Origin of the sequence: Micromonospora sp. SL4-19 (assembly GCF_047921475.1) — a bacterium.
Lineage (GTDB): Bacteria > Actinomycetota > Actinomycetes > Mycobacteriales > Micromonosporaceae > Micromonospora.
Genome location: NZ_JBLROB010000007.1, coordinates 37795 through 56914 on the forward strand (window position 1 = coordinate 37795; position 19120 = coordinate 56914).

General features: G+C 69.2%; 16 protein-coding genes. 14 read left to right on the forward strand and 2 right to left on the reverse strand.

Annotation, left to right across the window (positions count from 1 at the left end):
- Positions 1 to 28 precede the first annotated feature (28 nt).
- The 12 genes from ACNAVT_RS12305 (at position 29) to ACNAVT_RS12360 (ending at position 14652) form a co-directional block, all read left to right on the forward strand.
- Entirely contained in the window at positions 29 to 1177 is a 1149-nt protein-coding gene (locus ACNAVT_RS12305; RefSeq protein WP_357112278.1) for a zinc-dependent alcohol dehydrogenase, read from the forward strand.
- Positions 1174 to 1881 carry a 4-carboxy-4-hydroxy-2-oxoadipate aldolase/oxaloacetate decarboxylase gene (locus ACNAVT_RS12310; RefSeq protein ID WP_416295706.1) on the forward strand — a complete coding sequence of 236 codons (708 nt, stop codon included), beginning with the start codon at positions 1174 to 1176 and terminating at the stop codon, positions 1879 to 1881. Before ACNAVT_RS12305 ends, ACNAVT_RS12310 begins: the two co-directional genes overlap by 4 nt.
- Complete coding sequence (locus tag ACNAVT_RS12315; protein WP_357444206.1) at positions 1878 to 2882, forward strand: amidohydrolase family protein; 1005 nt, start codon at positions 1878 to 1880, stop codon at positions 2880 to 2882. Before ACNAVT_RS12310 ends, ACNAVT_RS12315 begins: the two co-directional genes overlap by 4 nt.
- 26 nt (positions 2883 to 2908) lie before the next feature.
- Positions 2909 to 3910 (forward strand): ABC transporter substrate-binding protein, encoded by a 1002-nt coding sequence (locus ACNAVT_RS12320; RefSeq protein WP_416295708.1) that lies wholly within the window; start codon positions 2909 to 2911, stop codon positions 3908 to 3910.
- A gap of 80 nt (positions 3911 to 3990) precedes the next feature.
- Positions 3991 to 5238 (forward strand): hypothetical protein, encoded by a 1248-nt coding sequence (locus ACNAVT_RS12325; RefSeq protein WP_357444209.1) that lies wholly within the window; start codon positions 3991 to 3993, stop codon positions 5236 to 5238.
- A complete protein-coding gene (locus ACNAVT_RS12330) occupies positions 5225 to 6808 on the forward strand; it encodes an ethanolamine ammonia-lyase reactivating factor EutA (RefSeq protein WP_416295710.1) in 1584 nt (527 codons plus the stop codon). The genes ACNAVT_RS12325 and ACNAVT_RS12330 overlap by 14 nt, the downstream gene beginning before the upstream one ends.
- A gap of 62 nt (positions 6809 to 6870) precedes the next feature.
- Positions 6871 to 8082: a hypothetical protein gene (locus ACNAVT_RS12335; protein ID WP_357444213.1), complete on the forward strand. Its 1212-nt coding sequence runs from the start codon at positions 6871 to 6873 to the stop codon at positions 8080 to 8082.
- Positions 8083 to 8085: 3 nt separating this feature from the next.
- Positions 8086 to 9585: an ethanolamine ammonia-lyase reactivating factor EutA gene (locus tag ACNAVT_RS12340; RefSeq protein ID WP_416295713.1), complete on the forward strand. Its 1500-nt coding sequence runs from the start codon at positions 8086 to 8088 to the stop codon at positions 9583 to 9585.
- 13 nt (positions 9586 to 9598) lie between these two features.
- Positions 9599 to 10834 carry an MFS transporter gene (locus ACNAVT_RS12345; RefSeq protein WP_416295715.1) on the forward strand — a complete coding sequence of 412 codons (1236 nt, stop codon included), beginning with the start codon at positions 9599 to 9601 and terminating at the stop codon, positions 10832 to 10834.
- 56 nt (positions 10835 to 10890) lie between these two features.
- Positions 10891 to 12126: a M1 family aminopeptidase gene (locus ACNAVT_RS12350; protein WP_416295717.1), complete on the forward strand. Its 1236-nt coding sequence runs from the start codon at positions 10891 to 10893 to the stop codon at positions 12124 to 12126.
- A gap of 136 nt (positions 12127 to 12262) precedes the next feature.
- The gene (locus ACNAVT_RS12355; RefSeq protein ID WP_416295719.1) at positions 12263 to 13375 is read left to right on the forward strand and encodes an ABC transporter substrate-binding protein; all 1113 of its coding nucleotides are present in this window, start codon (positions 12263 to 12265) and stop codon (positions 13373 to 13375) included.
- Between the two features lie 122 nt (positions 13376 to 13497).
- Positions 13498 to 14652: an MFS transporter gene (locus ACNAVT_RS12360; RefSeq protein WP_416295721.1), complete on the forward strand. Its 1155-nt coding sequence runs from the start codon at positions 13498 to 13500 to the stop codon at positions 14650 to 14652.
- 13 nt (positions 14653 to 14665) lie between these two features.
- Here the strand turns inward: ACNAVT_RS12360 and ACNAVT_RS12365 are convergent, their stop codons facing one another.
- Positions 14666 to 15406: a FadR/GntR family transcriptional regulator gene (locus ACNAVT_RS12365; RefSeq protein ID WP_416295723.1), complete on the reverse strand. Its 741-nt coding sequence runs from the start codon at positions 15404 to 15406 to the stop codon at positions 14666 to 14668.
- Between the two features lie 307 nt (positions 15407 to 15713).
- On the opposite strand from ACNAVT_RS12365, the gene ACNAVT_RS12370 reads away from it, so the two are divergent.
- On the forward strand, positions 15714 to 17462 hold the full coding sequence (locus ACNAVT_RS12370) for an ABC transporter permease (RefSeq protein WP_416295725.1): 1749 nt from the start codon (positions 15714 to 15716) through the stop codon (positions 17460 to 17462).
- Between the two features lie 39 nt (positions 17463 to 17501).
- Complete coding sequence (locus tag ACNAVT_RS12375; protein ID WP_416295727.1) at positions 17502 to 18635, forward strand: ABC transporter ATP-binding protein; 1134 nt, start codon at positions 17502 to 17504, stop codon at positions 18633 to 18635.
- Here ACNAVT_RS12375 and ACNAVT_RS12380 read toward each other — a convergent pair.
- Positions 18592 to 19065: an NAD(P)-binding domain-containing protein gene (locus ACNAVT_RS12380; RefSeq protein WP_416295729.1), complete on the reverse strand. Its 474-nt coding sequence runs from the start codon at positions 19063 to 19065 to the stop codon at positions 18592 to 18594. The genes ACNAVT_RS12375 and ACNAVT_RS12380 overlap by 44 nt on opposite strands.
- Positions 19066 to 19120: the final 55 nt, after the last annotated feature.

Sequence of the window (19120 nt, forward strand, 5' to 3'; positions counted from 1 at the left end):
AATGATGGTTTGCGGCGAGGGAGAATCGATGACCGACAAGGTGCTCGCGGCGGTCCGGACCGCACCCGGCACGACCGAGATGCGCGAGTTCGACAGGCCGCGGATCGACGCCGAGTCTGCTCTGCTCGAGGTGGAGGTCGCCGGCATCTGCGGCACGGACGTCAAGCTCTACTCCACCCCGCCGACCAGCCCCGCGACTCAGGGGGAGGTCATCATGGGCCACGAGAACGTCGGCGTGATCGCCGAGGCCGGCGAGAGGTTCAAGGAGCGCCACGGCCTGCAGGAGGGCGACCGCGTCTTCGTCGAGCATTACGTCGCGTGCTTCAACTGCGAATGGTGCCGCATCGGCGAGTACCGCCACTGCGAGGCCACCGACTGGCGCACGAACCCGGACGCGCGCCGCTTCGGCTACACCTCGACCGGCTTCGAGGGGACCCTGTGGGGCGGCTTCTCGGAGTACATGTACCTGCCCTGGAACGCTGTCCTCCACAAGATCCCGGACAGCATCACCGCCGAAGAGGCCGGCCTGGTGATGCCGCTGTCCAACGGCATCGAGTGGGCGCTGCTCACCGCCGGCGTCGGCTACAACGACACCGTCTTGATCCAGGGCCCCGGTCAGCAGGGCCTCGCCCAGCTCGTCGCCGCCAAGACGGCCGGTGCCGCCCAGGTCATCGTCTCCGGCACCACGCGCGACAAGGCTCGCTTCGAGCTGGCCATGGAGCTCGGCGCCGACGCCGTCATCGACGTGATGACCGAGGACCCGCGGGAGAAGGTCATGGACCTCACCGGCGGTCGCGGTCTCGACCATGTGCTCGACTGCACTTCACGCGCGGGCACGGCTCCCGTGCTGCTCGGCGTCGACGTGCTCAAGCGACGTGGGGGCACGTTGCTCATCCAGGGTGAGCTCGCGGCGTTCCCCGACTTCCCGGTCAAGAAGATCACCGAGAAGGCGATCACGATCAAGTCCGCGCGCGGCCACTCGTTCAACGCGTGCGAGCTCGCCGTCGCGCAGCTGGCCTCCCACCGCTTCCCCCTGGAGAAGCTGGCCACGCACCGCTACGGCATCGACCAGGTCGACCACGCCATCCGGGTGCTCGCCGGCGAGACCGACGAGGACGCCATCCACGTCTCGATGATGCCCGCCCTGATCGGCCAGCCCGGCGGAGCCGTCCGTTGAGCGGCCTCATCGTCACCAACCCGCCCCGCGCCGACCGCGCGGTGGCGGACGCGCTGGGCGGCTTCGGCGTCGCCACGGTGCACGAGGCGCAGGGTCGCTCCGGCCTGCTCGGCTCGCACATCAATCCGGTCCAGCGGGGGGTCCGCATCTCCGGCAACGCGGTCACCGCGACGGTCGCTCCTGGTGACAACACGATGATCGGGGTCGCCGTCGAGCAGTGCGGCGAAGGCGACGTCCTCGTCGTCTCGCCGACGGCTCCCTGCGACATGGGCTACTTCGGAGACCTGCTCGCCACCTCGCTCAAGGCGCGAGGAGTACGTGGGCTGATCATCGAGGCCGGCGTCCGCGACGTGGCGGACCTCAACAAGATGGGCTTCCCGGTGTGGTCCAAGGCGGTCTCCGCCGAGGGCACCGTCAAGGGGACGCTCGGTGACGTCAACGTCCCCATCAGCATCGCCGGACGGATCGTCTCGCCCGGTGACGTGATCGTCGCCGACGACGACGGAGTCGTGGTCGTCGCCCGGCTCCGGGCTGCGGAGGTCCTCGCCGCATCCCACGCGCGCGAGGAGAAGGAGGCGCTCGCGCGGTCACGGTACGAGGCCGGTGAGATCGCGCTCGACGTCAACAACATGCGCCCGCTGCTCGAGAGGGCCGGTGCGCGCTACGTCGACTACGCCGACTGGGTCAAGGAGACCGACTCGTGATCATCGACATCCACGGGCACTACACGACCGCGCCCGGCCAGCTCCAGGCGTTCCGCGACGCCCAGCTGGCAGCCCTGGCATCCGGTGGCGTCTCTCCGCTGATGTCGCCGATCAGCGACGACGAGCTGCGCGAGAGCGTCGAGGCCAACCAGCTCCGGGTGCTGCGAGAGCGGGGCGGCGACGTCATGATCTTCTCGCCGAAGGCGTCCGGCATGGAGCACCACGTAGCCGATGCCGACACCGCCACCGCATGGGCGCGCGCGTCCAACGACCTGGTGCACCGCATCGCCGAGCTCTACCCGACGACGTTCGCGCCGGTGGCCCAGCTGCCGCAGACGCCGGCGGGCAACATCGACGGCGTCGTCACCGAGATCCGCCGCACCGTCGACGAGCTCGGCTTCGTGGGGGTCAACCTCAACCCCGACCCCTCGGGCACCTGGGCCGGCAAGCCGATCACCGATGAGTCGTGGTTCCCTGTGTACGAGGTGCTCGAGGAGCTCGACGCTCCGGCGATGGTCCACGTCTCCACGGCGTGCAACCCCAACTTCCACACGCTGGGTGCGCATTACCTCAACGCCGACGTCAGTGTCTTCGTGCAGCTGCTCCAGTCCGACCTCTTCGAGCGGTTCCCGGCGCTACGCCTGGTCATCCCGCACGGTGGGGGCGCGGTGCCCTATCACTGGGGCCGCTTCCGCGGTCTGGCGATGCGCAACGGCTGGCAGGACCCCGCGGACCTGTGGCGCAACGTCTTCCTCGACACCGCCGTGTACCACCAGCCGGGCATCGACCTCCTGCTCGACGTCGTCCCGGCCGACAACGTGCTCTTCGCCTCGGAGATGCTGGGTGCGGTGCGAGGCGCCGACCCGGCGACCGGCATCGAGTGGGACGACACGTTGCGCTACCTCGAGGCGGCGTCGCTGAGTGATGCGGACCGCGCGAAGGTCATGAGTGAGAATGCGCTGCGGGTCTACCCGGGTCTGGCCGCGCGGCTGGGCCGCTGACCGCTGCCGACGAGGAGGAGCTGCCGATGCGACGCCATCCGGTGACGCTCGCCTGCGGCGACTACGACCGCACGCGCGCGCTGTGGGAGGGCTCGGTGCGTCCCGACGGCATCGACCTCACCTACCTGCGGCTGCCGGTGGAGGAGACCTTCTTCCGGATGGTGCGGCACCGCGAGTTCGACGTGGCCGAGATGTCGCTGTCCTCGTACTCGGCCGCGCTGAGCCGTGCTGTCGCGGCCGGTGAGCCGTCGCCGTTCGTGGCGATCCCGGTCTTCACCTCGCGGATGTTCCGGCACGGCGGGATCTTCGTCAACGCCGACAGCGGCATCGAGCAGCCCGGCGACCTGCGCGGCAAGCGGGTCGGCAACGCCGAGTTCCAGCTGACCGCGAACGTCTGGATCCGCGGCATCCTCGCCGACGAGCACGGCGTGCCGGTCGACTCGGTCAGCTACCTGACCGGTGGTCAGGAGACCCCCGGTCGGGTCGAGAAGGGCGCCATCGACGTGCCCTTCGACGTCCGTGCTATCCCGGCGGACCGCACGCTCGCCGAGATGCTGCACACCGGCGAGATCGACGCGTTCTACGGTCCGCGGATCCCGAGCTCGTTCTATGCCGACGACGGTCGGGTACGTCGCCTGTTCGCCGACCCCGTCGCGGCCGAGAAGGCGTACTACGCCCGCACCGGGATCTTCCCGATCATGCACGTGGTCGCCATCCGACGGGATGTCTACGAGGCGGACCGCTGGATCGCCCAGTCGCTCCACCAGGCGTTCACTCGGGCCAAGGGCCTGGCCCACGAGGCGTTCCTGGACTCCTCCGCGCTGCGTTTCATGTCGCCCTGGCTCATCCAGCACGCCGAGGCCGACCGGGCGCTGCTCGGCGACGACCTGTGGTCCTACGGGCTGGAGCCCAACCGGCACGTGCTCGAGTCGTTCCTCGGCCATCACCACGCCCAGGGCCTCTCGCCGAAGCCGTTGCGGCCGGAGGACCTGTTCGTCCCGGAGACCCTGGAGAGCTTCGTCATCTGAGGGTGACGGTTGCCACTCCCTACCATTTGGTCTAACCTTTGGACCATACCGCGACACGCTACCCCACGGGAGGCTCACTGATGTCCGATGACGAGACGACGGCGAAGGTCTGGCGGGAGCCGACGGGGCACGCTCGGGCCGGGTTCGGCGACTTCAAGAAGCAGCCGACGCCGTACGACTCGTTCATGGAGTCCGAAGGCGTTCCGGTGTGGCGTGGGCTCGGTGTTCGCACTGTCCTCGACCTGCCGCTGCAGGACTGGGAGCGCAAGGGCGGCCGCGGCAGCTACATCCAGACCTACGGCACCGAGACCAAGTGGGGCCACTTCGTCGTCGAGGTCCCCGCCGGCGGCGCGCTCAACCCCGAGAAGCACATGTTCGAGGAGATCTACCTCGCCGTCGAGGGGCGGGGCACCTGCGAGGTCTGGCAGGAGGGAGACGTCAACAAGCACGTCTTCGAGTGGCAGAAGGGCTCGATGTTCTCGATCCCGATGAACGCCTGGTTCCGGATCGTCAACGCGACCTCGAAGCCCGCCGTGCTGATGGCCGGCAACACCGCCCCCAACGTGCTGAACCAGCTCAACAACGTCGAGGCCGTCTTCAACAACGACTTCATCTTCCGTGACCGCTTCAGCGGTGCCGACGACTTCTACAAGTACCGCGAGGAAGTCGAGCCGGACCCTGTCCGCGGCCTCGCCATGCGGCGTACCAACTTCATCCCCGACGTCGTCAACTGCGACCTGCCCCTGGACAACCGTCGGTCGCCCGGCTACCGCCGGGTCGAGCCGATGATGACCAACAACCAGTTCTACTACTGGATCGCCCAGCACGAGAACGGCCGCTACTCGAAGGCCCACGCGCACACCTCCGCGGCGATCCTGATCTGCCTCAAGGGGAAGGGCTACACGCACACCTGGCCCGAGCACCTCGGCCCAACCCCGTGGGCCGACGGCAACGGCGACCAGGTCCAGCGCCTGGACTACGAGCAGTTCGGCTTCATCACCGCCGCTCCGGGCGGTCAGCGCTGGTACCACCAGCACTTCTCGGTCTCAAAGGAGCCGTTCCGCCTCAGCGCCTGGTTCGGTCCGCACAACCCGGGTCGTGACCCGGGCGCGCCCGGCAGCAAGCACACCGACTACACGGCCCGGGAGCTGCACGAGGGCGGCACCGCGATCGCGTACTGGCAGGAGGACCCGCACGTCCGCGAGGAGTACGAGGCGCTCCTGAAGGAGAACGGCGTCGAGCTGCGGATGGACCCGACCTGGTACGAGAAGCCCGCCGGGATCGAGTGGGACTACGAGAAGCGGCAGATGGCCGATGGGATTCAGTGACCCGGCCGAGTCCACGCCGCTCGACCACGCCGGCGGCCGGATCTTTACCAGCAGCGGCCGCAGCCTGATCCTGGAGGACGACCAGGTCCGCCTCGTCAGCGTCGGCGTCGACATCGGCTCGTCCACGACGCACATGGTGCTGTCGCAGATCGTGCTGGAGCGACGGGACAACCGCTACCAGGTCATCTCGCGCGAGGTGACCCACGAGTCGGCGGTCCTGCTCACGCCCTACAGCACGGGCGACGCCGGAGGGGACACCCTCGACGGTGACGCCCTCCGGGAGTTCTTCGACCAGCAGTACGCCCTGGCGGGCGTGCAGCCGGAGCAGATCGACACCGGCGCGCTGATCATGACCGGCGTCGCGGTGCGGCGTACCAACTCGCGCGTCATCGCCGACGTGTTCTCGCAGCTCGCCGGCAAGTTCGTCTCGGTGAGCGCAGGCGACGCGCTGGAGACGCAGCTCTCGGCCTTCGGGTCCGGTGCCGTGAAGAGATCCGAGCGCAACGGCAACCGCACGATGAACATCGACATCGGTGGTGGCACGTCGAAGATCGCCGTGTGCCACGACGGCGAGGTCGAGGCACTCACCGCGATCGACGTCGGGGCGCGCATCGTCGCGTTCGACGCGGAAGGCAGGGTCACCCGGATCGAGGAGGCGGGCCGCCGTCTCGCAGCCGAGGCCGACCTCGCCCTGGCGATCGGCGAGGTCCCCGACCGCGACGGTCTGTCGCGGCTCGTCGATGTGATGGCCGACCACCTGTACGCCGCCATGCAGAGCGGTACGCCGGCCGCGGCGACGGCCGACCTGCTGCGCCTGGACCCGCTTCCGGCCGGTCCGGACCCGGACGCGATCTCGTTCTCGGGCGGTGTCGCGGAGTACGTCTACGGGCGCGACACCAGCGACCACGGCGACCTCGGCCCCCGACTGGCCGAGGCGATCCGCCGGCGTGTGGACGGCTGGGGCCCGGAGCTGCAGGCCGCCGAGCAGGGCATACGTGCCACCGTCGTCGGCGCCTCGCAGTACACCGTGCAGGTGAGCGGCACCACGATCTTCGTGGAGCCCACCTCGCTGCTGCCGCTGCGCAACGTCCCGGTGCTCACGCCGCAGTTGCCGCTGAGCGCGGACGAGCTGGACGCCGACCTCATCGCGGCGACGGTCCGCGACGAGCTCAAGCACTTCGACGCGATGCCGAAGGACCAGCCGGTCGCCCTGTGCTACCGCTGGGAGGGGTCGGCCACCTTCGGGCGGCTCGACGCCTTCTGCCGCGGTGTCGTCGCCGGCATGGCCGAGTGGACGGCCGACGGCCAGCCGCTGGTGCTGGTCGGCGACGGCGACGTCGGCGGACTGATCGGCATCCACCTCGACGAGGAGCTCGACCTGCCCGTCCCGGTGGTCTCCATCGACGGGCTCAGGCTGCAGGCGTTCGACTTCGTCGACATCGGCGCGCTGCTGGCCGCCACCGGTGCCGTCCCGGTGGTGATCAAGTCGCTGGTGTTCCCGACCACCGCGGCGCTGGGTCGTGACGCAGCCTCGAGCGAGGACCGCCCGTCGCTCGCAGGCACGCACTGACGCCAGCCCGCGTCACGTACGCACCCGAATCCACTTCACCGCCCAAGGAGGTCATGGCTCACATGACGACTGCATCCGCCCCCCGGCCGCACGAGGTCGAGCAGGCCCCGTCCCAGCCGGGCTACCTGGTCGACCCGTACAAGGACTGGGCCGAGGGCGAGGGCATCCCGATCCACCTCGACTTCGGTCACGACCTGCTGACCCTGGAGACCGGACTCTGGGAGCGCTACGGCGCCAAGGGCTGCTTCGCGCACACCAAGGGCATGGGTGACTTCATGGCCAACTACGTCCTGGAGATCGAGCCCCGCAAGAACACCGAGGTCGTGCGCCACCTGTACGAAGCGTTCTTCTTCGTTCTCGCCGGCCACGGATCGGTCGTCGTCCGGCTGCCCGGCGGCGCCCAGCGGACGTTCGAGTTCGGCCCGAAGGCGCTCTTCGCGATCCCGCTCAACTGCCGGTACCAGATCTTCAACGGCTCGGGCTCGGAGCCGGTGCGCCTCTCGGTCACCAACGACGCCCCGCTGACGATCAACCTCTACCACGACCTCGACTTCGTGTTCGACAACCAGCACGACTTCGTCGGCCGCGTCGGTGACCCGAAGTACTTCGACGGCGAGGGCAAGCTCGACACCTTCAACAAGGACTCGGTGAAGGTCCAGAACATCTGGGAGACGAACTTCGTCAACGACCTCACCAGCTTCAAGCTCTACGAGTTCGAGGGCCGCGGCAAGGGCTCCATGAACGTCAACTTCGTGCTCGCGGACGGGACCATGCACTCCCACGTCTCGCAGATGCCGGTCGGTCGCTACAAGAAGGCCCACCGCCACGCCGCCGGAACCCACGTGCACGCGGTCGACGGCTCCGGCTACTCACTGCTCTGGTACGACGGCGACTCCGATTTCGTCGAGCTGCCGTGGCGCCACGGCATCATGTACACCCCGCCGTTCTGGATGTTCCACCAGCACTTCAACACCGGCGACCAGCCGGCCCGCTACGTCGCGATGAGCCTGGGCAGCCGGCGCTACCCGTTCATCTCGCTGCGTCGCAAGAGCGCGGAGGGCCAGGGCGCGGTCTCGGTCTCCAAGGGCGGCCGTCAGATCGAGTACGAAGAGCAGGACAACCGGATCCACCGCAAGTTCCTGGAGGAGTGCGCCAAGACCGGTGTGCCCTCGCAGATGGGCGACGTCTTCGACGAGCCGGCGATCCTGGCGATCCCGGAGTCGGAACTGACCGGCGTCATCCGCAACCCACAGTTCGACGGTCCGGCGGTCTGATCGATGCACGACCTGGACTTCGACCACTACCACGACCTCGGGATCACCGAGGACGAGGCCGCGGCCATCAAGCAGCTCATCGAGGAGCAGGACACCCTCGAGCTGGTGACCGTCGGCATCGACATCGGCTCCTCGACATCCCACCTGCTCTTCGCGAAGGTGGTGCTGCGACGGCGCAGCACCGACCTGTCTAGCAGGTTCGAGGTGGTCGACCGCCAGGTCGTGTCGACCTCGCCGATCATCCACACCCCGTTCCGGGCGGACGGGATGATCGACGCGCACGAGCTGTCCCACTTCATCGCCGACGCCTACGCGGCGGCCGGGTTCACCGCGAAGGACATCGACAGCGGCGCGGTCATCCTCACCGGTGAGGCGATCAAGCGGCCCAACGCCCGCGCGATCGACGAGCTCTTCGCCAGCCAGTCCGGCAAGTTCGTCTGCGCCAGTGCCGGCCACGAGCTGGAGAGCCTGCTCGCCGCGCACGGCTCGGGAGCCACCCGGCTCTCGGGCCAGCGCGGCGCGGCCAGCCTCCACGTCGACATCGGCGGCGGCACCACCAAGCTGGCGCTGCTCGACGGCGGGGAGGTGCTCGACGTCGCCGCGTACGCGGTGGGCGGCCGCCTGCTCGCCCAGGACGCCGACGGAGGCTGGACCAGGATCGACGACTCGGCGCTGCTGGTCGCCGAGGACCTGGGCATCGAGCTGACCCCGGCCACGGCGGCCGATCCGGCGGTCCGCCGGCGGATCTGCGAGCGGCTCGCCGAGGTCTCCGTCGACGAGATCCTCGGGGAGGAGCCGACAGCGCTCGGCAAGGCGCTGCGGCTGACCCGTCCGCTGGAGCGCAGCCTCGCACCGGCCTACCTGACCTTCTCCGGAGGTGTCTCCGAGTACATCTTCGGCTCCGAGGCGGGCGACTACGGCGACATCGCCGGCGACCTCGCCGGAGAGATCGTCAAGCAGCTGGGCGAGCGGGCCGACATCCCCGCGATCGACGCCGGCCAGCGGATCCGTGCCACCGTCATCGGTGCGTCGCAGTACACGGTGCAGGTCAGCGGCAAGACGATCCACGTCAGCGACCAGTCGGTGCTGCCGGTGCACAACCTGCCGGTGGTCCATCTCGGCCTCATCGACGCAGCGACCGTCGACCGTGAGCACGTCGCAGCCGCGATCCGGCGCGGCGCCGAGATCCGCGGCGCGGACCTGGCCCTGCCGGTCGCTCTCGGCTTCGGCTGGACCGGCCTTCCGGCGTACGCCGCACTCGAGGAGCTGGCGGTCGGGATCGCCGCCGGCGCCGGCGCCTCCGAGGAGCCCCTGACCCTCGTGATCGACGGCGACGTCGGCCAGCTGGTCGGCCGCATCCTCGGCATCGACGTGGGACTGGACCGCCGGGTCGTCTCGGTGGACGGCGTCGAGCTCAACGACCTCGACTTCATCGACATCGGAGAGGTGTTGACTCCGCCGGGCGTCGTGCCGGTGGTCATCAAGTCGCTCCTCTTCTCGTGACCGGAAGGACCGGATGAACCTCGCGGAGGTGCTGCGCAACCGCTCCTTCGTCACCTACCTCCTCGGAGTAGTCCTCTCCCAGATCGGGACCCGCGGCGCGATGGCGGCGAGCCTCTACCAGGTCTACGACCTGACCGGGTCGTTGGCGACCACCGGCCTCGTCGGCGCCGCCGGGGGGATCGCGGTGATGGTGCTCAGCCCGGTCGGCGGGGCGCTCGCCGACCGGATGGACCGTCGCCGCCTGCTGCAGCTGTCGCAGGGCGCCGGCGGTCTGGTCGCGTTGGCCCTGGCGGTCCTCACCCTGACCGACCACGTGCAGGCGTGGCACGTCGTCCTGGCCTCCCTGCTGTCGATGGGGGCGACCACCTTCGACAACCCGACCCGGACGGCGCTGATCGGGTCGATGGTGCCGGCGCACCAGCTCCCGCAGGCCTTCGCGCTGGTCAACCCGTGTCGCGAGATCGCGGTCCTGGTCGGCCCGGGGCTCGCCGGCCTGATGATCGCCCTCGGCGGCCCGGGCCTCGTCCACGCCTTCGACTCGATGACCTACGCCGCGATGATCGGGCTGCTCGTCCTCGTCAAGGCGCCGACCGCGCATCTCGACCCGGAGCACAAGCCGATCTTCGGCGCGATCGTCGAAGGCGCGCGCTACGTCGTGCACCGGCCGATCATCCTGCTGCTGATGTCGCTCGACCTCTCCGCGATGGTCTTCGGGGCCTACCGGGTGCTGCTGCCGGCCCTCGCGCTCGACGTCCTCGAGGTCGGCCCGAAGGGGTACGGCGTGCTGGCGGCCGCGCCCTCGGCCGGTGCCCTGCTCGCGACCTACAGCATCGTCAGGGTGCTCGGCCGCTCGCGCACGCTCGGCCGCATCCTGCTGTTCGCCACGGGCGGCTTCGCGGTCGCGGGCCTGGTTCTCGCGCATTCGCACTGGTTCGCGCTGGCGATCCTCGCCGCACTCGGCCTCGGCGTCGCGGACGCCCTGGCGACCTCGATCCGACATGCCGCCGTGCAGATCGAGACCCCCGACGAGCTCCGCGGCCGGGTCTCGTCGATCTATCAGGTGTCCTCCCGCGGAGGTCCGGCCATGGGCGACGCACTCGTCGGCGCCCTCGCCGGGGCCCTCGGGCCGGCGCTCGCTCTCACGATCGGTGCCGGGATTACGCTGAGCTACGTCACCACCATGCTGGTCCGCGACAATCCGGTACGCCGCTACACCGGCCCGGACCGCTCGCTGGCAGAGGTCGGCTGACCGCTCGGCCCGACCCCCGGCTTAGCGCCCCCGCAGCGTCAGCGACCATGGGACGCGTGCGCACGATCGACGTGGACCTGGGTGCCGAGTCGGCGCACGTCCACCTCGACCTCGGCACTGAGCGCCGTCGGCGGCGTGTGGACTATCGCGCGGGCGGTCCCTGGGGGCTCACGCGCTGGGTGGACCCCTCCGACGGCGCGGCGTACGTCCTGTTCAGCGGTGCGCTCGGAGGGGCGGCCGACCTTCTCGGCGAGGCGGGCCGTCCCGACGACCTGACCCGGACGACGCTGACCGTGCGGGTCTCCGGCGACGTCCCGGGGCCGACTCCGATCAGCGTCGTCCCTGCTGCGGGGAGTGTGCTGGCCGGACACCACCTCGGCTTCGCCGTGGGGCCGTGGCGCCACGAGGCGGCCGACGGCGTGGCCATCCACGCCCGCCGGTCCTGCGACGCGGCGTTGCGCACGCCGCTGGCCGAGACCCGGGCTGCGCTGGACTGGATGCTCGACTTCTTCGGGGGTGACGCGCCGTGGGGGAGCGAGTACGTCCAGGTGTTGGTGCCGGACGCGCCGTGGCTTGCCATGGAGCACCCGGGATGTGTGCTGCTCTCCGAGCGACTGCTGACGGCCGACCGGGCGCGACGGGTCGCCGCCCTGGCGCACGAGGCCGCCCACCAATGGCTCGGCAACCTGGTCGCGCCGGCATCCTGGGCCGACCTCGGCGTCTTCGAAGGGCTCGCCGAGCTGCTCGGGCAGCTCGCCTGCCGGGACCTTCTCGGCAGCGCCGCCGACGCCTACCTGGACCACCGGCGCCGGCCCGCGCGGCTGGCGAGAGTGCCCGGGGTCGACCCGCGGGGTCTGGCCGAGACGGCCGGGCTGGCCGAGGTCGCGGGCCCGACCCAGCACGCGGAGCTGTTCCGGGCGGCGCGACACGGCCTGGCCGCCGACGTCTTCCGAGGCAGGCTCAACGAGCTCGTGCGGACCAGGGCAGGACTCGCCACCAGTGCCGCCCAGGTCTGGGCCGCCCTCGGAACCGAACCCCGGGAGCCCGTGCAGGTGCGCCTGCCGGCGGCCGCCGGCACGGGGGGCGAGACGTGGACGCGGGAACTGCGCGGCCTGCGGCAGGTGGACCCCGCCACCGCCGTGGTGCGTGCCAGGCGGGCCTTCCGGTCGGCACCGGCGGGTCAGGGACGCGTCGAGCACGCCCTCGCCGCTCTCGCGGACCCCTCCCTTCCGACCGCGGTGGCCGTCGGTCTGGCGGCGGAGTTAGCCGGTGCTGGGCAGGTCAGCCGCTGATTGGCACGATCCAAGGTGAAAATAAGACTACTAAGGTCTAACCATTCGACCGTATCTGTGATATCCATCTCGTGCTGGACTAACCATCAGTCCTACGAGGTCGTCCCGGCCTTGCGGATCAGCTATGGGAGAAACCATGAAGAAGAGGGCCCTGATCATTCCGGTCGCGCTCCTGACGGCCGTCCTCAGCGCCTGCGGCAGCCCGACCGCGAGCTCGGCCGGCGACAGCAAACCGAAGGTCGACAACCACGCGAAGCAGGTCTTCGACAAGTTCAACGGAATGACCGGAGCCGAGCGCACCGACGCGCTCGTCAAGGCCGCCAAGGACGAGGGCACGCTCTCGCTCTACACCTCGAACACCGACATGGACGACATCGTCAAGGGCTTCACCGACAAGTACAAAATCGACGTCAACGTCTACCGCGGCAACTCGGAGTCCGTCCTCCAGCGCATCCTGCAGGAGTCGAAGGCGGGCTTCGCGGGCGCGGACCTCATCGAGACCAACTCCGGCGAGCTCAACATCATCGGCGACGAGGATCTCTTCTACCCCTACAAGAGCGAGTTCCGCGACGCGGTCCGCCCCGAGGGCCAGAAGGACGACTGGACCGCCGACCGCTTCAACGCCTTCACCATCGCCTACAACACCGACATGGTGAAGGGCGAGGAGGCCCCGACGTCTCTCGACCAGCTCGCCGACCCGAAGTGGAAGGGCAAGGTCTCGATGGAGGTCGGCGACATGGACTGGTTCTCGGCGATGTACGGCTACTACCTCCAGCAGGGCAAGAGCGAGCAGGAGGTGACCGACCTGTTCAAGGCGATCGCCTCGAACGCGAAGATCGTCAAGGGCCACACGGTCCAGGCCGAGCTGCTCTCCGCTGGTGAGTTCGCGGTCGGCGCCTCCATGTACACGCACTCCGTCCAGAAGGGCACCGAGCAGGGTCGCCCGATCGCTTGGCGCACCGCCGCCAACCCGCCGGCACAGCCGATCGTCCTCCGCCCCAACGGTGCCGGCCTGCTCGGCACCGCCAAGCACCCGGCCGCCGCGCTGCTGTTCATGGACTACCTGCTCACCGACGGGCAGAAGGCCATCGCCGACGCCTACCGCATCGGCTCCGTGCCGACTGCCGACGACCCGCTGGCCGGCCTGAAGACCATCGAGGTCGACGAGGACGAGATGCTCCACAACGCGAAGAAGTGGGACGACCTCTACGCGAAGGTCCTCGAGGGCGGCAAGGTCACTAAAAAGTGATCCCGCTGAGCCTCTCAGCGTGACCCGCTCAGCATGACCCTTGCGCCCCGGCTCGGTCCCCGACGAGCCGGGGCGCACCCATGCGCGCCCCCGTCGGGTGCCCGCCCGAAGGAGCCCCTCGCGTGACACGGCCTCAGGTCCGACTCCGGTTCCAGGCCGACGGCGCATGGGTCGGCGCGGCCAACGCCGGCTTCTCGTTCGCGCTCGGTGCCGCCTCTGTCGCGTTGCCGCTGCAGGCGGTCGCCGCCGGCTACGGGCCGGTCGAGGTCGGTGTGCTCACCGCCATCTCGGCGATCTCCCAGATGACCGGCCGCATGTCACTGGGCCGCCTGATGCGCGTGATGCCCGACTGGGTCATCATCGCGATCGCGTGCGTGGTGCTCGCGATCTCGAGCACGATGGTGGTGATCAGCAGCGCGCTGGCGCCCTTCGTCATCGCCCAGCTCCTGCAGGGCGTGGCTCGGGCGTACTTCTGGACCGGTTCGCAGACCCATGTGGTGCGCGGCGAGGGCTCGTCGGTCAAGGCCCTCGCGTCGGTCAACCTGATCGGCAACCTGGGCCTTCTCGCCGGTCCCGTGATCGCCGGTCTCCTCATCGGTGAGGACGCCCATACGGCGCTCCTTGTCGCGGCGGCGGCTGCGATCGTCTCGCTCATCCCCACCGCGCGCCTGGACCGGCTCCCGCCGTTCCGGAAGGTCCAGAACCGGCCGCCCGGACGTCTGTGGGCCAGGGCCGGCGTCTGGGAGGGGTGCTACGCAGGCGTCACCGCCGGTGCCTGGCGCGGTCTGCTGGGCTCCTACGTCCCCATCGCGCTCGTCCGCGCGGGGCATCTCTCGGCGACCGTGGGCATCCTCGTCGCGGTCGCCAACGCGACCGCGATCCTCGGATCGTGGCTGGTGCGGCACGTCGACGGCGATGCACGTGCCCGGCGGATCATGCGCGCGGGTACGCCGGTCACCGGTGCGGCGATGGCCGTGATGGGTCTCGCCGCCGGGTCGAGCGTGCTCGCCGGCTTGGCTCTGGCGGCCTCCGGGATCGCCGCCGGAGCGCTCCAGACGCTCGGTCCGGCACTCGCCAGCGACTCGGTGCATCCGGAGGAACGTGGCGAGGCCATCGCGGCGACCGGCGTCTGGCGGGCGGCATCGCTCTTCGTCTCGCCCCTGGTCACCGCCGGTCTGGTCGCCGTGGCGCCGATCGGCGCCGCGATGGTCGTCACCGGGGCGCTGATCGCGGCGCCGATCGGGCAGTGGGTGCGACCGCGCGCCGCTTCGAGCTGAGCTGCGAGGACGGTCAGGCGCCCGCAGGCGGCATGTCGCGGACCAGGCCCGCCGTCCGGTCCAGATGCGTCGTCATGACCTTGATGGCGGCCTCGGTGTCGCGCGCCTCGATGGCGTCGACGAGAGCCGCGTGCTCGTCGGTCCCGCGCCGTCCCATGGCCGGCGCGACCAGCTGCGCCTGGCGCAGCGAGAGCAGCATCGGCCCGTGGAAGCTCTGCACGAGCGCCTCGATGGCCGGGTTGTGGGTGCACACGGAGACGCCGACGTGGAACGCCGCCGACAGGTTCATGGTGTAGGCGTTGCGGTCGAGAGCCTCCTGACCCTCCTCGACCATCCGACGCAGCCTGGCGATGTCTGCCTCGGTGGCGCGCTCGACGACGAACGGCAGGATGCCCACCTCGATGATGGTGCGAGCCTCGGTGATGTGCGCCGGTGTCAGCGAGGACAGGCTCATCAGGTCGGCCAGCCCCTCGCCGAGGCGCTCGCGGGTGGGGGAGGAGACGAAAGCGCCACCGCGCGCGCCGACCCGGATCTCGATGAGGCCGCTGGCCTCCAGGACTCGCAGCGCCTCGCGCACAGTGACCCGGCTGACGCCGAAGCGCTGGCAGAGGTCGCGCTCGCTGGGCAGGCGATCCCCGGTGGAGAGCTTGCCCTCGCGGACCAGGAGTTTGATCTGGTCGACGATGACCTGCGAGACCCGCTCGACGCTGACCGGCTTGAACAGGTCGGCACCCGTGTCGGTGGCGTCGGACATGGAAGAGACCTCGAGACGTAGGAGGGACCGTTGGACTAACGGTCAAACTTATAGCAGCAGGGCCATTGTGCTCCCGGTGACACGCCCTTCCAACAAAATCGCGGAGGGACGGCTGTCGTACCGTTCGCAGTGCGGCGGGGCCGAGAAGAAAACCCTGCTTGACGGGCTTCCCCTCGACTGATGTGATGTGCTACACATTGTGGTTAATGGTCTGACCGTTATTCCAGTGAGAGTCGGGCCGCCGCTTGGAGGAGCTTCGAATGTCACCCGCCCTCGTCCTCAGGGACATGCTGCTGTGTGAGGCGATGTGAGCGTCGCCACCACCACGCCGGAGCAGGACCAGCGCGCCACCACTGACGCGGCGCCCGCCGTCTGGCGACGTCTCGTCCCCACCCCTAAGGTGCTGATCCTCGGTGTCGTCGCGCTGGTGGTCGCCTACCTGGCGATCGTGCCGCTGTGGTTCCTGATCCAGGGCACCTTCCTCGACCAGAACACGAGCGCGTTCACGTTGGACGGCTTCACGCGGGCGTACACCGATGACAAGGCCATCGAGATGATGCGGAACTCGATCTGGTTCGCCGTCGGGTCCGCTGTGCTCTCGTTGGTCGTCGGCACCGCGTTGGCGTTCCTGAACGTCCGCACCGACGTGCCGTTCAAGAGCCTCTTCTTCGCCGCCTCGATCGTGCCGCTCATCATCCCCGGCATCCTCTACAGCGTCGCGTGGATCTTCCTGGCCAGCCCCGACATCGGCCTGATCAACTACGTGCTGGAGCCGATCTTCGGCAAGGGCGTCCTCAACATCTACAGCGTCTGGGGCATGATCTGGGTCGAAGGTCTCCACCTCTCGCCGATCACCTTCCTCTTCATGGTGGCCGCGTTCCGCGCCCAGGACCCCTCGCTCGAGGAGTCGGCGCTGATGTCGGGCGCCTCCCGCTGGACGGTGATCCGCCGCATCACCGTGCCGCTGCTGCGCCCGGCCATCGCGGCGAGCGTCCTGATCATGACGGTCCGCGCCCTCGAGAGCTTCGAGGTCCCGGCGCTGCTCGGCCTGCAGAACGGCATCTACGTCTTCACCAGCAAGATCTACTTCATGCTGCGGACCTACCCGCAGGACTTCAACGGCGCCGGAGCGTTGGCGCTGGGCCTCTTCGCGATCGCCGCGCTGGGCATGCTCGTGGAGCATCTGATGAGCAAGGGCGCCAAGGCCTATCAGACGGTGACCGGCAAGGGCTTCCGCCCGCGCCCGATCGAGCTGGGCAAGTGGCGCCCCCTGGCCGGCGCCGCCATCATCGGCTACTTCGTCCTCACGGTCATCCTGCCGCTGCTGCTGCTCGTCTACACCTCGCTGCTGCCCTACTACCAGAAGCCGTCGGGCAAGGCGTTCAAGTCGATGACCCTGGACAACTACAACGCGCTGCTGGACATGTCCAAGGCCACGACCGCGCTGAAGAACTCGCTGTTCCTCGGGGCCGCCGCGGCGACCCTGGTCATGATCCTCATGGCCGTCGCCGCCTGGATCGTGGTCCGCTCCGGCATCCGTGGGCGCAAGCTCCTCGACCTGCTCTCCTTTGCGCCACTGGTCATCCCGGGCCTGGTCCTCGGTCTCTCCCTCCAGTTCGTCTACCTGCGGAGCCCGATCGCCATCTACGGCACCATCTGGATCCTGCTGGTCGCCTACTGCACCCGCTACCTGCCCTACGGCATGCGGTATGCCGTCACCTCGATGCAGCAGATCTCCGCCGAGCTGGAGGAGTCGGCCGCCGTGAGCGGGGCGACCTGGTGGCAGGTCTTCCGTCGTGTGCTGCTGCCCTTGCTGATGCCGGGCCTGCTCGCCGGCTGGATCTACATCTTCGTGGTGTCGTTCCGCGAGCTGTCGAGCTCCATCCTGCTCTACAGCTCGGGCAACGAGGTCCTCTCGATCCTGATCTGGGAGCAGTTCGAGAACGGCAAGTTCACCGTCCTGGCCGCGCTCGGCGTGGTGATGATCGCCGTGCTCATGGTGCTCGTCTCCATCGCCTACAAGCTCGGGGCCAAGGTCGGCCTCCAGCAGGACTGACCCCGCGAGACTTCGAAGAAAGAGATAAGGACCATCGCCATGCTGGAGATCAGCAACCTCATCAAGTCCTACCCTGGTGAGAAGGCCAAGAAGAGCGGCTCGCAGGGTGCCCGGGTCTTCGCCATCAACAACGTCAACCTGCAGGTGCAGCAGGGTGAGATGTTCACCCTGCTCGGCCCGTCGGGTTGTGGCAAGACCACCACACTGCGCTCGATCGCAGGGCTGGAGCACCCCGACTCCGGCCACATCTCGGTCAAGGGGCGGACCCTGTTCCAGGCCGGCAAGGGCGCCAGGACGGTGAACGTCGCCGCCAACCGCCGCGGCCTCGGGATGGTGTTCCAGTCCTACGCGATCTGGCCGCACATGAGCGTCTTCGACAACGTCGCCTTCCCGCTGCAGGTCAAGCCCCGGAGCGAGCGTCCGGGCAAGGCCGACATCGAGCAGCGCGTCCACCGGGTGCTCGAGGTCATGGAGCTGCGCCAGTACGCCGACCGCCAGGCCACCAAGCTCTCCGGTGGTCAGCAGCAGCGTCTCGCGCTGGCCCGCGCCCTCGTCATCGAGCCGGAGCTGCTCCTGCTCGACGAGCCGCTGTCCAACCTCGACGCCAAGCTGCGCGAGTCGCTGCGCTACGAGCTCAAGCGCCTCCAGCGCGAGCTCGGCATCACCTCCATCTACGTGACCCACGACCAGATCGAGGCGCTCTCGCTCTCCTCGAACATCGCCGTGATGCGTGCCGGCGAGGTCGTGCAGCTGGGCAGGCCGCGCGACATCTACGAGAACCCGACCAGCAAGTTCGTGGCCGAGTTCATCGGCAGCTCGAACTTCATCCACGGTGACGTCGTCAACCGGACCGGTGACAACTACGTGGTCGACACCGCCGAAGGACAGCTCCACCTCGCCTCCAGCGCGGAGGTTCCCACGGGCACGGAGGTCTCCGTCTCCATCCGTCCGGAGACGGTCGACCTCACCACGCAGCGGCCGGCCGACCTGCAGAACGTCCTCGAGGGCACGGTCGGCACCCGTGCGTTCCTCGGTGACGCGGTCGACCACCTGGTCAACGTCGGCAAGCTCGAGATCCGGGTGCGGTCGCTGCCCAACCTCTCCATCGAGGCCGGCACCAAGGTGTTCGTCAAGCTGCCCGCCGACAAGCTCGCGCTCGTCCCGATCGGCTGATCAGGCGTTGTCGCGACGGCGACCCGCCGCCCGTGCTCCTGCTCGGCGGCGGGTCGCACTCGCTTGCGGTGCAACGAGCCAACCGGACGCGGGTGAGGAGAGAGCCTCGCCTGAGCGAGGAGCCCACTCCTCGCCCGCCTTCGAAGGCGGTGGATCCGCTCAGATCCACTCGGCGGGGATCACGCCCCGCGCGGCAGCGACCTGGGCGTAGTACTTCCACAGCTTCTCGACGTGCTTCGGCCGGTCGAACGTCTCCAGGAAGTTGTCCAGCTCGGCCTGGGTCAGCGGCTCGACTGCGCCGAGCTGACGTGACGCCGACCTCGGCGGCGGTGAGCACTCGTTCCGGCGCCAGGTCGAAGCCGACGACGTCCTGCCCGCGCAGGACCATGTTCCTCGACATCGGCAGCCCCATGGCGCCGAGCCCGATCATTCCGACACTCGTCCTCTTCCTTCTTTCGTGGTCGCAGCGGCGGCGCGCAGCTCAT

Excerpts from the sequence above, each read along its gene's own strand:
- ACNAVT_RS12305 (WP_357112278.1), top strand. The coding sequence starts at position 29 with ATGACCGACAAGGTGCTCGCGGCGGTCCGGACCGCACCCGGCACGACC.
- ACNAVT_RS12320 (WP_416295708.1), top strand. The coding sequence starts at position 2,909 with ATGCGACGCCATCCGGTGACGCTCGCCTGCGGCGACTACGACCGCACG.
- ACNAVT_RS12325 (WP_357444209.1), top strand. The coding sequence starts at position 3,991 with ATGTCCGATGACGAGACGACGGCGAAGGTCTGGCGGGAGCCGACGGGG.
- ACNAVT_RS12330 (WP_416295710.1), top strand. The coding sequence starts at position 5,225 with ATGGGATTCAGTGACCCGGCCGAGTCCACGCCGCTCGACCACGCCGGC.
- ACNAVT_RS12335 (WP_357444213.1), top strand. The coding sequence starts at position 6,871 with ATGACGACTGCATCCGCCCCCCGGCCGCACGAGGTCGAGCAGGCCCCG.
- ACNAVT_RS12340 (WP_416295713.1), top strand. The coding sequence starts at position 8,086 with ATGCACGACCTGGACTTCGACCACTACCACGACCTCGGGATCACCGAG.
- ACNAVT_RS12345 (WP_416295715.1), top strand. The coding sequence starts at position 9,599 with ATGAACCTCGCGGAGGTGCTGCGCAACCGCTCCTTCGTCACCTACCTC.
- ACNAVT_RS12355 (WP_416295719.1), top strand. The coding sequence starts at position 12,263 with ATGAAGAAGAGGGCCCTGATCATTCCGGTCGCGCTCCTGACGGCCGTC.
- ACNAVT_RS12365 (WP_416295723.1), bottom strand. The coding sequence starts at position 15,406 with ATGTCCGACGCCACCGACACGGGTGCCGACCTGTTCAAGCCGGTCAGC.
- ACNAVT_RS12375 (WP_416295727.1), top strand. The coding sequence starts at position 17,502 with ATGCTGGAGATCAGCAACCTCATCAAGTCCTACCCTGGTGAGAAGGCC.
- ACNAVT_RS12380 (WP_416295729.1), bottom strand. The coding sequence starts at position 19,065 with ATGATCGGGCTCGGCGCCATGGGGCTGCCGATGTCGAGGAACATGGTC.